The organism is Thermanaerothrix solaris (assembly GCF_032334255.1).
GTDB lineage: Bacteria > Chloroflexota > Anaerolineae > Anaerolineales > Anaerolineaceae > Thermanaerothrix > Thermanaerothrix solaris.
Genome location: NZ_JAUHMF010000002.1, coordinates 450,219 through 463,186, shown reverse-complemented (window position 1 = coordinate 463,186; position 12,968 = coordinate 450,219). Strand labels below are relative to the sequence as shown.

The following is a 12,968-nucleotide window of genomic DNA, read 5'->3' as shown; positions in this document are numbered from 1 at the left end:
AACGGTTACTTATAGGCAAAATCTGTTGGGAGGCAGCGATGGCGGAACGGCGATGGGAAGTTTTAAAGGTGCGGTTTTGTGAGCGGGCCGGTTGCGAGGTAGCCCTGGAAGCCCAGATGGCCTACCCCTCTGAGGTGTTGCCGGATCAGCCCCCACGGTTGATCTCCAAGCGCTGCTCGCGTGGCCTGGAATGCAACTTCTGGGATCATATGACCTGCGTGTGGGCGGGCACTAACCCGCTTTACGATCCTTTCGAACAAAACCCCTAACTGCTAAAAGGCAACTCCACACTACCCCTCATCCCGAGGGGTTTTCTGCTTTAATCCACATTAAATTTGCTCTCTGTACCGCGGGATGGATCATTCACCCTTTTTATTCATCCTAACGCCACATTCTATGCTATGATAGTTTAATAAGGAAAACAACCAACAACCGACCTCGAAGAACATAGGAGATGGAGGTCACAATGCCCAAAACCTTTGAACAGATTCTGAATGAATTAGCGGTACCATTTCATAGCGCCTCAATTGAATGGAAACCGCAAGCCCTGAGCGCGGATAAGAAGCGGGCCCTGGCCGCCGCCTACGTGGATATGCGCGATTATGAAGACCGCCTGGATAAGGTCTTCCCCCAATGGACCTCCTCGGTGCAGTTCGTGATGACCGAGAAGAAGGTGGCGGCTATTGTCTCCCTGACCATTGCCGGCATCACCCGGGTCAACGTGGGTGAGGCCTCCCTGGACGATGAGAACGCCTTCACCACGGCCTACGCCCAGGGATTTAAGCGGGTCTGCTCCGATTTCGGCCTCGGGCGCTACCTCTATCGCCTGCCTCAAGTGTGGTGCGACTACGATGAGAAACGGCACGCGATCATTAGCGCCCCCGAATTGCCAGATTGGGCCCGCCATCCCGATGAACTGACCGCCCCTGAAGTCCTGCCCGAAGCCATCCCCGCGGAGGTCGCAGAGACCCCGGCAAGCGCAGCACTACCCCCTCAAGAGGAAGTGATTCCCTTCGGGCGCTACAAGGGCAAACGTCTGGGTGAGGTGGATGCCGGCTGGCTGAAGTGGCTGGCGCAGGTTTTTCGCCCGCGCACTCCGGCCGAGGAACGTCTACAAGCCGCTGCGCGCGAGATCCTAGAAAGTGAGAAACCTGCTGAAAAGTAACCTCAGCAGCGCTCAATCCAAAAAACGCGACCGATCGAGCAACTCGCGCAGGCGTTCCTCTTCGCTCTGAGGTGAAACAACCCCCGGCGCGGAGGGCGCGGCTTGCTGGCGTTCGGCCTGCTCAGCCGCCGCCAACTCCGCCGGCGTGGCGCGGCGCATTACACTCCACCGCCCACACGCCTCACAGCGGTCCAGGCGGCCCACCCCAAGTGTGATTGACCACAGGTGCAAGGGGGTCGCCCGCTTGCAGCGCGGGCAAATGGCACCGCCAACCAGGCCATACTTTCGCGGCGCACCTAGGGGCAAAGGTTGGCTCGACTTGCGGCCCAAGAGGAGGAATTGTAAACCCATCCCCAGTGCCATCAACCCCAGCACACCCCCCAGCAGGGGCACCAGTATGCGCACCATAGCCTGACGCTCGACCTCAGCGCTGACAAATTCGATGCGCCGCGCGGGGGTATAAAACACCTGTCCATCGGCGGTCACAACCTCGGCACTCAGTTCGTGCCACCCCAGGGGATAATCGCCGGTGTTAAAGCGAAACCGAAACGGCGGCGTGTTGACGGTGGCCATAGGCTGACCGTCCATCAAGAATGTGACCTGGCTGACCCCGCTTTCCGGCACCAGGCTTAACGTGAAATCGCCACGAATCTGGCTGCCCCCGATGGCATTCTCAAAGTTCCTTGACAAATAAATAAAAAGGGTCCTCTTCGGTAAAATTGGGAGCGCAAACAACCCCAACACCGAGGAGGACGACATGGAGTATAGCACACTTCGGCCCTGGCAGGAGATCAACGAAAACGGCGTCATCTACGATGCAAGCAGTTTGTATGCCTATTTTCAAAGGATTAGCGACCCGCGCAAGGCGCGCGGCAAGCGTTATCATCTAACGACCCTGTTGGCGCTCATCTTTTTGGGGAAATTGAGTGGGAAGGACACGCCGGTTGAGATAGCCGATTGGGCAAGCAATCACGCGGAAGCATTGGCCAGACACTTGAAATTGAAACGAACCCGGATGCCGCACCACAACACCATTCGTCGGGTGTTCCAGAACATTTTGGACGAAGCCGAATTCGACCGGCTGATGCGCGACTATCAACGGCAAGCGGTCAAGGGTGGAGAGCAGCTGGCGATGGATGGCAAGACCTTGCGCGGCACGCGGCTCGCCGCTGAAGAGCTAGCCGATCAGGTGTTGAGCGTGTACGATGTTGATGAACAGTGCGTGATGGCTCAAATCGCCGTGGATCGGAAGGAAAACGAGATCGTAGCGGCTCCGCGGGCTTTGGAACAAGTGGCAATCGCAGGGAAAATTATCACGGGCGATGCCATGCATGCCCAACGAGCGCTTTCGGCCCAGATTGTTGCCCGCGGCGGAGACTATCTGTGGGTGGTGAAGGAAAACCAGGAGCGCTTGTATCGGGATATTGAGCGCTTGTTTGCCCCGGACAAGCCCAAACCAGGCTTTGGGCGGACCACCACCGACTTTCTGCAGGCGGAAACCGTCAACAAGGGACATGGACGCATTGAGAAACGGCAGATACAAACCAGCACCATGCTCAATGACTATCTCGATTGGCCCGGTCTGAAGCAAGTCTATCGGATGGAGCGCCATTTTACCTGGATACGCCAGGGGAAAGCGATCAAGACCAGCCGGGAGGTGGAGTACGGCATCACCAGCCTGTCGCGAGAAAAAGCCTTGCCCAAGCGGCTGCTGCAAGTCAGACGGAAGCATTGGCAGATTGAAACCGGCTTGCATTATCGGCGAGATGTGACCTTTCGCGAAGACGCCACCCGCATGACCAAAGGCGCTGCAGGTCGAATTCTGGCGACCATCCACAACCTTGTCCTGGCGTTGATCAAGCGAGCCGGTTTTCACAACGCTGCCCAGGCTCGCAGATGGTTTGATGGACACCTTGACCAGGCTTTCGCCTTGCTGGTTTCGGGAGATTCGCGACTTTGAGAAAGCCATGGGCTGCCCCCACCATAACCAAAGTTACGTCGTAGCCCCAAACGATAAGACATCACCGGTGGGGTCGCCGTAGCTGCCATGATGCCCAGCGCAACCAGCAGGCTAAAAAGCACGTACCATTTACGCAACGTCCAAACCGGCCTCATGGGTAACCTCCCGGCTTAGCGCCAACGGGTTAGGATTGTCTCGCGCTGGAACAACCGCGCTCCCAGATAGATCAGAGCGACATCCAGCACAAGCAGAACAGCGATCATGATCAGCATCAGCGACGGGCTGAGGATGATAAAGCCGATAATCTGGGCGAAGAAGAGCGCCAGCAAGGGCACGATTAATACCGCCGCCAGTTGCTCGGCCACGCGGGGGTCGTTAACGCGCGATGAGACCATCAACGCAAAATTCACTGCCGCCACGGCCATCAGCGGCGCAGCGACAAAAATGCCCAACAACCAGGTCGGGCCCAGCGCATGGGCGCGTGCTGCCTCACCCGCCCCCACCAGCGGCAGCGCCAACAAAAAGATACCGAAACATACCCAGGTAGCCGCGAGGGCCGGGATCACTGCCGCCAGGGCCTTCCCGGCCAGCAACGTCTCCGTGGTAATCGGCGTTGCCAACAAGGGCTCCAGGCTGCGGGTGGTTTTCTCGCCCACCACGCTGTACGCCGCGATGGTGATCGGGATGATCAGCGGCATCATCATGTACAGCAGCATAAACTGGTCAATCACATAGATTTGTAAACAATCCCGCGCCGAGAGGGTACCACAGGCCAGCAGAAACGCTTCTGGCACATCGGCGGCATCGGCCCCTTCGGGCATTGCCCCGGTCATAAAATGCAAACTGACCAGGGGGAGGGCCGTAAACAACAGTGGCATGAACACCAGGGTAAAAAAGACGATTTTATTCTTAAAAACTTCCGCCCATTCTTTATCAATGATTGTGAGCAGGTGATGCATGGCTACTCTCCCAAACCTTGCAACGTGCGCAGGTAAACGTCTTCCAGCGTGTGACGTAACTCACCCACAAATTGAATCTCTGCCCCCGCTTCCACCAGGCGCCGTACCAGCACAGGGTTCTGTTCTTCGGGGTTCGGCAACCCTACGATGATGCGGTTCTCCAAGGTGCTCACCTCTTCCACGAAGGGGAAAGAACGTAGCAACTCCACCCACTGCGGCTGCACCTGGCGCAGATGAAAAACCACTTTTCGCCCAAACAAACGCTTACGCAGGTTTTCAGGGGTATCTACGGCGATCAGGCGCGTCTTGAAGATGACCACCCGATGGCACAACCGTTCCGCCTCATCCAGGTTGTGGGTACAGAGGACAATGGTCCGTCCTTCCGACTCCAATTCCTCGATGAAATCGCGCACCAGTTTCGCCGCCTCAGGATCCAGCCCGCTGGTCGGCTCATCCAGGAAGAGCACCTGCGGTTCGTGCAGGAGTGCGCGAGCGATCGCCAGTTTTTGGCGCATACCCTTGGAAAAACTCCCCACCGGATCAGCGCGGCGCTCCCACAGTCCCAACATGCGCAGATATTTCTCAACCTGGCCCTTAACATCGCGGACGTTGTAAAGGCGGGCGTAGATGGTCAAATTCTTTTCAGCCGAGAGGGCTTCGTACATGCCCGGCGCCTCGGTCAGCAGCCCCACCGATTGGCGAATTTGGCGGTCATCCCGTCCCACCTTCCAGGGTCCAACAAAGGCCTGTCCTGCGGTAGGCGCGATAAGGGTGGTCAGCATGCGCACGGTGGTGGTTTTACCCGCGCCGTTTGGACCCAGTAAACCAAATACTTCACCGGGATGAATATCCAGGTTCAGGTCCTCCACCGCCACAATGGGAGGTTGATTACGGCGGGTGTTAAAGATTTTGGTCAGGTTCTCGGTGATGATCCTCATGAGGGTTCTTTTCTCCTCCCAACGTCATCTCAGAATTAGAAGTGATCTCCAAAGGCATCAAGATCGTCGCAAACAGGCGCGGAATACGACCAGGCGCAGCCTGGTTTTGGGCAAAGGGAAGCAAGGCATGATTGAGCGCCCGCACGAAGGCCTGAAACTCCGCCTCATTCAAGAAGAACACGTGTTGATGAAATCCCACCCCATCGGCTTGCAAATCCGGGGCAGGGTGAGCTGCCAAGTAACGGGCATAATCCCCGAGCAGGCTGCTCAAAAAGGTCACAAAGAACTCGAGGTGTTCCTCGCGACTCAGATGAGCCATAGTGGCTTGATCCAGAATCAACTGTTCGGTCGCCAGGGTGTACGATTTTTCCACCGTGCCCCGTACGGCGCGCTGCCCTACCACTCGCACCAGGCCGCCCTCCTCCAGGCGTCTCAAATGGCGGTAGAGGGTGGGACGCGAGACCTCGGGAATGGCAGCCTGCAGGTCGTCCACCGTGCGCTCACCTTTGACCAATTCCAGGATCAAGCGCAGGCGCACCGGATGCAACACCAGTTCGAGACGGTTACGCCACGCCATCGTCCGGCCAACGCACAAAGAAGAAAAGATAAACTGCAATAAGCAACCACCCAGCGGAGCCGATCAGCGCCACCGGAAGAGGTCCCAACACCGGGTTGGGCTGTCCCCGCACCGCCAGCAGGGCCACTCCACTGATGCCGTTGATCACGGCATGGGCGATCACCGCCGGCCAGACGCTCCGCCCGCGCAGGGTAATCCAGGCGAAGAAAACCCCCAGCAACACGCACGCCCAGGTCATGGCGAGGATTCCCAGCCAGGGAAAACCGGGATAATCCAGGCCGTAGTTGTGCCCCATGGCGATCACCGGTGCATGCCACACTCCCCAGATGATGCCACTGAGCAAAGCGGCACGGCGAGGACCCAAGGGCAAGAGTTTTTGCAACAGGTAGGCCCGCCAACCAAATTCCTCGCCAAACGTGAAGAGGCTATTTATAACCGTGGCGACCAGCATGGCTTGCACAATCATCAGGCCAACCAAGAGCCAGGGATTAAGCGTCGCCAGAGGACCGCTATTCGCCAAGGCAGCCCGGAGTTGAAGCAGATCCGGGTCAAAGTACTGGGGAAAGAGCGCGAAGAAAACGGCGGCCCCGACCAGTGTTGCCAAAAGGGGAGTAAACCAGGCAATCAACCAGGTGCGCCAAGCGGTCCGAAAACGAGGCCGCAGCCACAGGTCGTGCCAACCCTCACGGGTCACCAGGCGCGTGAGGACGTGCGCCAGTGCCGGGGCCCACATGTAACCGGTGGCGATGAGCACCACGGCCAGATTAAGCCCACCGGGTAGCGATGGACTATGGACCAGACCACCGGTCAAGGCCACCACACCACCCACGGCCCAGGCCAACCCAAAGGCAAAGAGGATGAAAATAAAGACCCGCCGACGATCGAAGGATGGATTCATAACGCCTCCTTTGATAACAAAAATGATTATATTATCAATTTTGAAAACAATCAAGAGCCAATCCAGGATAGCCCCTTTAACCCAAAGGGGTTGGCTCCCCGAGAACCGTATGACGACTTACGGAGCCTGCCCTAGGTCTGGTTGGGCGTGTTTTGGCGGGGCTGAACGCGCACCCCCACCAGGGGCAAGGCAGCCAAGATGGTCGCAGCGGCAGCGGCCTGGAAGATCAACGGTGTGGGGATGAAGCCCGGCTTGCCGTTCAGCACGGTTGGGATGCCGTAGTGCGTTGCCAACCATCCCCCCACCAGCGGCCCAGGGATCATGGTAAAAGCCACGGTAAAGAGGATGACATAACCGGCGAATTGACCGCGCTTATCCTCCGGGAAGAGGTCTTTGCTCCAGGCATTGGTGGCAATGCCCCAGGCCGTGCCGGCACCAAGCCAGAGGATACCGGTCAATGCCAGGGTGGCTTCTGATCGTGCCAGAGAAAACGCACTCAGGCCGATGATCTCGAACAGGACGGCCAGCGCTGCCATGCGCTTGCGGCCCCAACGGTCCGTGAGCAACCCCAGCGGGTAAGCGCTGAGAATGCTACCGAACAAGATGGCGATAAAGACGAGCAATGTAGCGGTGCTGGGGGGTAAATCCAGATAATGGTTGAGATAAATGAGCAGGTAGGGGAAGAAAATTTGTTGCGCCACCCCCCATAATCCCATAGCCAACAAAAGCAGGAAAAAATCCCGGTGCTGACGCAGGCTCTGCCAGCGGAAGGTATCGGCAATTTGCCCCCAGTAACTGCCCACAGGCGCAGAGGGAAGAGGTGGCTCCTGGATCAGCAGCCCGCCGATAAGTCCGAGCAGGATCACGCCACCGCCGATGAGGTAGAAAAGCGGGAAATATCCCCAACGCTCGATGATCATTCCCGCGCCGGCGTAGATGATCAGGTTTGCCACAGCCGAAGCGATATACAGCACGCTGACCAGGCGCCCGCGGTTGCTGGGCGTGGTCACGTCAGTCACATAGGCGTTGAGCGCGGCATCGTTGGCCGTGGAACCGAAGAAGGTCATCACACAGTCGAAAAGGATGGCCATACCCACCGCCAGGCCGATCGGATGAAACAACGCTGCGGAAGGGAAAGCCGCAGTTGCCACACCCCACAGCAAATAACCCACCAGGATAAAAGGACGCCGCCGGCCCCAATGGGTACGGGTACGGTCGCTCAGCGCACCCATCAAAATGCTGGTCAGAGTAGCGGTGATGGCACTGGCAGCCACCATCCAGGAAATCGGACGAGGATCAGGGGTGATCGTATCATAGACAAAGGTGTTGAAAAACTGGTTTTCCACTGCCCACGCCAGGGCGCCAATGAATCCGAGCAGGCTCACGCCGATCCAGGTGCGTTTTAATAGCATAAGGGTCTCCCTGAAGCCGAGGTATAGGGTTGGAAAAAACTTGAGGATACTACGTTGCTATGATTGTATCTTAACCTGGCCCCAACCGCTTTATTACGGATTTGCCCGTTACTTTGGAGCAGCGATGGGGTTTTAGGCTAGGGGAACGCTCTTATTGCCCTGCACCCGGTTGTAAAGTACACTATTTGCAGGATGTTAATCCAATTGTTACAGGTTTCCCAGATTAAAGGAGGCCCTTTACCATGACCCTATCGGAACCACAGCAGATGGACATGTTCTGGTACATGCTGTTGGCACGCCGCCTGGACGAACGGGCGTGGGTACTGCATCGTCAGGGCAAAATCGCCTTTCACATCTCCGGGATTGGGCAGGAGGCCGCCCAGATTGGCGCAGCATTTGCCCTGCGTAAGGGCGAAGATTGGGTGGTGCCCTACTACCGTGACCTGGCATTGATGCTCTATCTGGGTTACACCCCGCGCGAGTTCATGCTCAGCTTAATGGGAAAACGCGAAGAACCCAGTTCGGGCGGGCGGCAAATGCCCAGCCACTGGAGCCTGCGCCGTGCCAACGTCGTCAGTCATTCGGCACCGGTCGCCACGCAGACCCCGCACGCGGTAGGAATCGCCCTGGCGATCAAAATGCGCCGCGAGGACAAGGTGGTGCTCACCACCATCGGCGAAGGCGCGACCTCGCAAGGCGAGTGGTATGAAGCCGTTAACTGGGCGGCCATTCATCGCTTACCGGTGATCTTTATGGTCGAAAACAATCGTTACGCCATCTCCGAACCGGTCGAGAAGCAAATGGCCGTAGAGGGAGCGGCGGCCAAAGCCTGCGGCCTGGGATTGGAAGGGATCGCCGTGGATGGTACGGATGCGCTGGCTGTGTATGACGCCGTCGCCCGGGCCGTAGAAAAAGCGCGCCGCGGCGAAGGCCCCACGTTGATTGAAGCCCGCATGTACCGTCTGACACCTCACTCCTCGGACGACGACGACCGTTCCTATCGCTCACGCGAAGAGGTCGAAGCGCACAAGCGCCGTGACCCCCTGCTCCGCATGCGCCAGCACCTGGAAGCGCAGGGTTGGCTCAGCGCTGAACGTTTGCAAGCCATGGAAGCCGAGATCAAGGCACTGGTGGACACCGCTGTCAACGAAGCCACCCAGGCCCCTTACCCCGCGCCCGAAGAGGCTGCCGGTCCTGTGTTCTGCACGGAGGTGTCTCATGCCTGAGATGACTCTGGTCGAAGCCATTCGACAGGCCATGGATGAAGAGATGGCCCGCGACGAGCGGGTGTTCATCGTGGGTGAGGACGTGGGCCAACGGGGCGGGGTTTTCCGCGCCACCCTGGGCTTATATGATAAATACGGCCCAGAACGCGTCATAGACTCCCCCCTGGCGGAGGCTTCGATTGTGGGGGTGGGTATCGGCGCGGCGCTCTATGGTATGCGCCCCATCTGCGAAATCCAATTCGCCGATTTTATCTTCCCCGCCTTCAATCAAATCGTGAACGAGGCCGCCCGCATGTGCTACCGTTCGAATGGCGAGTGGTGCGTGCCGCTGGTTATCCGCGCGCCCTACGGAGGCGGGATCGGCGGCGGTTTGTACCACTCCCAAAGCGTGGAAGCGTTCTTTGCTCACGTGCCGGGGCTTAAAGTGGTGATCCCCTCGAACCCTTACGATGCCAAGGGCTTGCTCAAAGCGGCCGTGCGCGACCCTAACCCCGTGCTGTTCCTGGAGCCCAAGAAAGGCTATCGCCTTTTGCGGGGCGAGGTACCCACCGAAGACTACACGGTACCCATTGGCCCGGCGCGCGTCACCCGTCCCGGCCGCGACATCAGCCTTTTCACCTATGGGATGATGCACTATTACGCCCTGCAAGCAGCGGAGATGGTCGCCGCCGAGGGCATCGAGGTCGAAGTGGTGGATTTGCGCACCCTGGCCCCGGTGGATCGGACTACTATTTTGGATTCGGCACGCAAGACCGGCAAAGTTCTTATTGTTCACGAAGACAATGTGACCGGCGGCTACGGTGCCGAGATTGCCGCTCTCATCGCTGAAGAAGCGTTTGAGGCGCTGGATGCCCCGGTGCGCCGCCTGTGCGGGCCGGATGTGCCCGGCGTGCCCTTCAGCCATCCTATGCAGGACTGGTTCATGCCCAACGCGCAAAAAATCGCCGCGGCATTGCGCGCTCTGGCTGCGTATTAGGGAGGTACTCCAATGGCAACCCCTGTAATCATGCCTCAGTTAGGTGAATCGGTGGTGGAAGGTACGGTCTTACGCTGGCTCAAACAACCCGGCGAAGCCGTGGCCGAATTTGAACCCCTGCTGGAAGTCAGCACCGATAAAGTGGATTCGGAGATACCCAGCCCGGCCGGCGGAATCGTGCTGCAAATTGTGGTGCCCGCCGGGCAGACCGTACGCGCCGGCACTGTGCTGGCCTGGATCGGCGCCGCCGGCGAAGCCCTCAGCGGTGAGGAAGCGGCGACCGTCAGCCCCACCCCCACGGAAACGCCGGCTACCCCCGCTGCGCCGCCCCCACCGCCGGGGCGCGACCGCGACCTCGGCTTCATCTCCCCCGTGGTTGCCCGCCTGGCACGCGAGCACAACCTCGATTTGCGCCAAATTCAAGGCACGGGCGAGGGGGGAAGGATCACCAAAAAAGACGTCTTGCGCTATCTCGAAACCCACCCAACCACCACGCCAGAAGCACCTGCGGCCTGGGAAACCCCCGGTGAGGGCGATCTCTTCCGTCCGACCGAAGAAACACCGGCGGCACCCCCTGCCCCATCGCCGAAAGCAGCGGAAGGGCGGCTCATTCCCCTAACCCCCATGCGTCAGAAAATTGCTGAGCGCCTTTCGTACAGCGCGCGCACCATCCCCCATGTGACTACCGTGATGGAAGCCGACCTCAAGCGCGTTGTGACGCACTACACCGCCCATAAACCGCTCTTTGCCCGCGATGGCGTCAACCTGACCTATACCGCCTACTTTGCCCTCGCCACCGTCGCTGCGTTGCGGGCTTACCCCTTGCTCAACGCCTCATGGACGGATGAAGGTATCCGTGTCTATGAGACGATCAACTTAGGCATCGCCGTCTCACTGGGCGAAGAAGGGCTGGTCGTGCCCGTCATTCGCCAGGCGGAGGGGCTTTCACTGCTGGGCATGGCGCGGGCGATCAATGATCTGGCAACACGGGCACGAGGGCGCCGCCTGACGCCGGAAGATCTTCAAGGTGGCACTTTCACAATCACCAATCACGGCGTGGGTGGCTCGCTCTTTGCGACTCCCATTATCCTGCCCCCACAGTGCGCCATCCTGGGTGTGGGCAAGATCACCCCGCGCCCAGTGGTGGTCGAGGATGCCATTGCCATTCGCCCCATGGTCTATCTCTCCCTCACGTTTGATCACCGCATTCTGGATGGTGCTGTGGCAGATGCCTTTTTAAGCAAGATTGTGCAAACCTTACAGACCTGGCCCGAGGCCTGAGCGGCTTCCAGGTATAATATCCAGGGTAATGTCTTGCTTCCCTGCCCCCTTACCGCGCAGGGAGGCTCATCAAGGCACAAGAGGGAGTTGCTATGAGCGATTATGATGTTCTGGTTCTTGGCGCCGGCCCGGGCGGTTATGTGTGTGCGATTCGCGCCGCCCAACTGGGGCTGAAGACGGCGATTGTGGATAAACAATGGCTCGGTGGGGTCTGCCTGAATGTGGGCTGCATCCCTTCCAAAGCCCTCCTTAAGAACGCGGAGGTCGCCCACACCCTGCGCGAACGCGGTAAAGAGTTTGGCTTCGCATTTGAAAACCTGCAACTGGATTACAGCGTTGCGGTCAAGCGCTCGCGCCAGGTGTCCGACCGCCTCACCCGCGGTGTGGCCTTCCTGATGAAGAAGAATAACATTACGGTTTACATGGGAACCGCCCAACTTACTGCCCGCGACACCGTACGGGTGACCGATAAAGACGGTAAGACCACCGACCTGAAGGCGAAGAACATCGTCATCGCCACCGGCGCCAGCGTGGCCGTGCCTGCCGGTTGGCCCGTAGATGGCGAGAAGGTGGTGACCTATCTCGAAGCCATCCTGCAAGAGAAGCGCCCAGCGTCGGCAATCATCATCGGCGCCGGTGCCATTGGGGTGGAATTCGCCACCATCTGGAGCGCCTACGGTAGTCAGGTCACGATTGTGGAGATGCTGCCACGCCTGTTGCCGCTGGAAGACGAAGAGATCAGCGCCGAACTGAAAAAAGCCTTTGAGAAGCGCGGTATTCGCTGCCTGACCGGCCATAAAGTCGAAGCGGTTGAGGCTACGCCGAACGGCGCGCGGGTAACCGTCTCCGCCGAAGGACAAACCCAGGTGCTGGAAGCCGAGCAGGCGCTGGTCGCCATTGGCTTTCGCCCTAACTCCAAGGGCTTAGGGCTGGAGGAACTCGGCGTGCACCTGGATCAGCGTGGCTTCATCGTGATTGATGAGCGCATGGCGACCAACGTCCCCGGCATTTGGGCGATTGGGGATGTTACCGGCAAACTGATGCTGGCCCATGTGGCATCCGCCCAGGGTATCGTTTGCGCCGAAAACATCGCCGGGGCGGAGACGACTACTTTGGATTATCGTATGATGCCCCGCGCCACCTACTGCCAGCCGCAGGTCGCCTCATTTGGCCTCACCGAAGCCCAGGCGCGGGCTGAGGGCTACGAGGTCAAAGTGGGGCGCTTCCCCTTCCAGGCTAATGGCAAAGCGCTGGGATTGGGTGAATCGGGCGGCTTCGTCAAGATCATCACCGATGCCAAATACGGGGAGATCCTGGGCGCCCACATGATCGGCCCGGAGGTCACCGAACTACTACCCGAACTGACCCTCGCGCAACGCATGGAACTGACTCCCGCCGAAATCGCGCGCAACGTCCATGCGCACCCCACCCTGAGCGAGGTGATCATGGAAGCTGCCCATGCTGCCGAGGGGCACGCCATTCATATTTAGCACCGCGGGGTCAGTCTGAAATCCGAGACCTATCTGATGGGTGGGCGCCGGCGGTGTCCCACCCTTTTTAAGCCAAAGGAAAATAA

The 12,968-nt window shown here is 58.9% G+C and carries 13 protein-coding genes; 7 read left to right on the top strand and 6 right to left on the bottom strand.

The features are described from left to right. Positions 1 to 38: 38 nt before the first annotated feature. Both QYE77_RS10265 and QYE77_RS10260 read left to right on the top strand, forming a co-directional pair. Entirely contained in the window at positions 39 to 269 is a 231-nt protein-coding gene (locus tag QYE77_RS10265) for a hypothetical protein (RefSeq protein ID WP_315625317.1), read from the top strand. 197 nt (positions 270 to 466) lie between these two features. After that, entirely contained in the window at positions 467 to 1,165 is a 699-nt protein-coding gene (locus QYE77_RS10260; RefSeq protein ID WP_315625316.1) for a hypothetical protein, read from the top strand. Between the two features lie 12 nt (positions 1,166 to 1,177). Here the strand turns inward: QYE77_RS10260 and QYE77_RS10255 are convergent, their stop codons facing one another. Further along, complete coding sequence (locus QYE77_RS10255) at positions 1,178 to 1,855, bottom strand: Ig-like domain-containing protein (protein WP_315625315.1); 678 nt, start codon at positions 1,853 to 1,855, stop codon at positions 1,178 to 1,180. A 67-nt stretch (positions 1,856 to 1,922) separates the two neighbouring features. Here QYE77_RS10255 and QYE77_RS10250 point away from each other — a divergent pair, with 67 nt between their 5' ends. Further along, positions 1,923 to 3,125 (top strand): ISAs1 family transposase, encoded by a 1,203-nt coding sequence (locus QYE77_RS10250; RefSeq protein WP_315625314.1) that lies wholly within the window; start codon positions 1,923 to 1,925, stop codon positions 3,123 to 3,125. Between the two features lie 170 nt (positions 3,126 to 3,295). Here QYE77_RS10250 and QYE77_RS10245 read toward each other — a convergent pair whose 3' ends face one another. From QYE77_RS10245 to QYE77_RS10225, 5 genes are all read right to left on the bottom strand, one after another. Continuing rightward, positions 3,296 to 4,084: an ABC transporter permease subunit gene (locus tag QYE77_RS10245; protein WP_315625313.1), complete on the bottom strand. Its 789-nt coding sequence runs from the start codon at positions 4,082 to 4,084 to the stop codon at positions 3,296 to 3,298. Between the two features lie 2 nt (positions 4,085 to 4,086). Further along, positions 4,087 to 5,022, bottom strand: a complete 936-nt coding sequence (locus QYE77_RS10240) for an ABC transporter ATP-binding protein (protein WP_315625312.1) — start codon at positions 5,020 to 5,022, stop codon at positions 4,087 to 4,089. Beyond that, complete coding sequence (locus QYE77_RS10235; RefSeq protein ID WP_315625311.1) at positions 4,985 to 5,599, bottom strand: helix-turn-helix domain-containing protein; 615 nt, start codon at positions 5,597 to 5,599, stop codon at positions 4,985 to 4,987. Before QYE77_RS10235 ends, QYE77_RS10240 begins: the two co-directional genes overlap by 38 nt. Continuing rightward, positions 5,586 to 6,497: a CPBP family intramembrane glutamic endopeptidase gene (locus tag QYE77_RS10230; protein ID WP_315625310.1), complete on the bottom strand. Its 912-nt coding sequence runs from the start codon at positions 6,495 to 6,497 to the stop codon at positions 5,586 to 5,588. Before QYE77_RS10230 ends, QYE77_RS10235 begins: the two co-directional genes overlap by 14 nt. Before the next feature lie 131 nt (positions 6,498 to 6,628). After that, entirely contained in the window at positions 6,629 to 7,909 is a 1,281-nt protein-coding gene (locus QYE77_RS10225) for an MFS transporter (RefSeq protein ID WP_315625309.1), read from the bottom strand. A gap of 242 nt (positions 7,910 to 8,151) precedes the next feature. Between QYE77_RS10225 and QYE77_RS10220 the strand changes: the two genes are divergently transcribed. The 4 genes from QYE77_RS10220 to lpdA all read left to right on the top strand — a co-directional run bounded on the left by QYE77_RS10220 (position 8,152) and on the right by lpdA (position 12,882). Further along, positions 8,152 to 9,135, top strand: a complete 984-nt coding sequence (locus QYE77_RS10220) for a thiamine pyrophosphate-dependent dehydrogenase E1 component subunit alpha (protein ID WP_315625308.1) — start codon at positions 8,152 to 8,154, stop codon at positions 9,133 to 9,135. Continuing rightward, positions 9,128 to 10,111 (top strand): alpha-ketoacid dehydrogenase subunit beta, encoded by a 984-nt coding sequence (locus tag QYE77_RS10215; RefSeq protein WP_315625307.1) that lies wholly within the window; start codon positions 9,128 to 9,130, stop codon positions 10,109 to 10,111. The genes QYE77_RS10220 and QYE77_RS10215 overlap by 8 nt, the downstream gene beginning before the upstream one ends. 12 nt (positions 10,112 to 10,123) lie before the next feature. Further along, a complete protein-coding gene (locus QYE77_RS10210; protein WP_315625306.1) occupies positions 10,124 to 11,392 on the top strand; it encodes a dihydrolipoamide acetyltransferase family protein in 1,269 nt (422 codons plus the stop codon). A 92-nt stretch (positions 11,393 to 11,484) separates the two neighbouring features. Beyond that, positions 11,485 to 12,882, top strand: coding sequence for a dihydrolipoyl dehydrogenase (gene lpdA, locus QYE77_RS10205; RefSeq protein ID WP_315625305.1), 1,398 nt, complete (start codon positions 11,485 to 11,487; stop codon positions 12,880 to 12,882). Positions 12,883 to 12,968: the final 86 nt, after the last annotated feature.

Coding starts and splice junctions, on each gene's coding strand:
- lpdA (WP_315625305.1), top strand. CDS start 11,485: ATGAGCGATTATGATGTTCTGGTTCTTGGCGCCGGCCCGGGCGGTTAT.
- QYE77_RS10220 (WP_315625308.1), top strand. CDS start 8,152: ATGACCCTATCGGAACCACAGCAGATGGACATGTTCTGGTACATGCTG.
- QYE77_RS10210 (WP_315625306.1), top strand. CDS start 10,124: ATGGCAACCCCTGTAATCATGCCTCAGTTAGGTGAATCGGTGGTGGAA.
- QYE77_RS10230 (WP_315625310.1), bottom strand. CDS start 6,497: ATGAATCCATCCTTCGATCGTCGGCGGGTCTTTATTTTCATCCTCTTT.
- QYE77_RS10240 (WP_315625312.1), bottom strand. CDS start 5,022: ATGAGGATCATCACCGAGAACCTGACCAAAATCTTTAACACCCGCCGT.
- QYE77_RS10250 (WP_315625314.1), top strand. CDS start 1,923: ATGGAGTATAGCACACTTCGGCCCTGGCAGGAGATCAACGAAAACGGC.
- QYE77_RS10215 (WP_315625307.1), top strand. CDS start 9,128: ATGCCTGAGATGACTCTGGTCGAAGCCATTCGACAGGCCATGGATGAA.
- QYE77_RS10265 (WP_315625317.1), top strand. CDS start 39: ATGGCGGAACGGCGATGGGAAGTTTTAAAGGTGCGGTTTTGTGAGCGG.
- QYE77_RS10245 (WP_315625313.1), bottom strand. CDS start 4,084: ATGCATCACCTGCTCACAATCATTGATAAAGAATGGGCGGAAGTTTTT.
- QYE77_RS10260 (WP_315625316.1), top strand. CDS start 467: ATGCCCAAAACCTTTGAACAGATTCTGAATGAATTAGCGGTACCATTT.
- QYE77_RS10235 (WP_315625311.1), bottom strand. CDS start 5,599: ATGGCGTGGCGTAACCGTCTCGAACTGGTGTTGCATCCGGTGCGCCTG.
- QYE77_RS10225 (WP_315625309.1), bottom strand. CDS start 7,909: ATGCTATTAAAACGCACCTGGATCGGCGTGAGCCTGCTCGGATTCATT.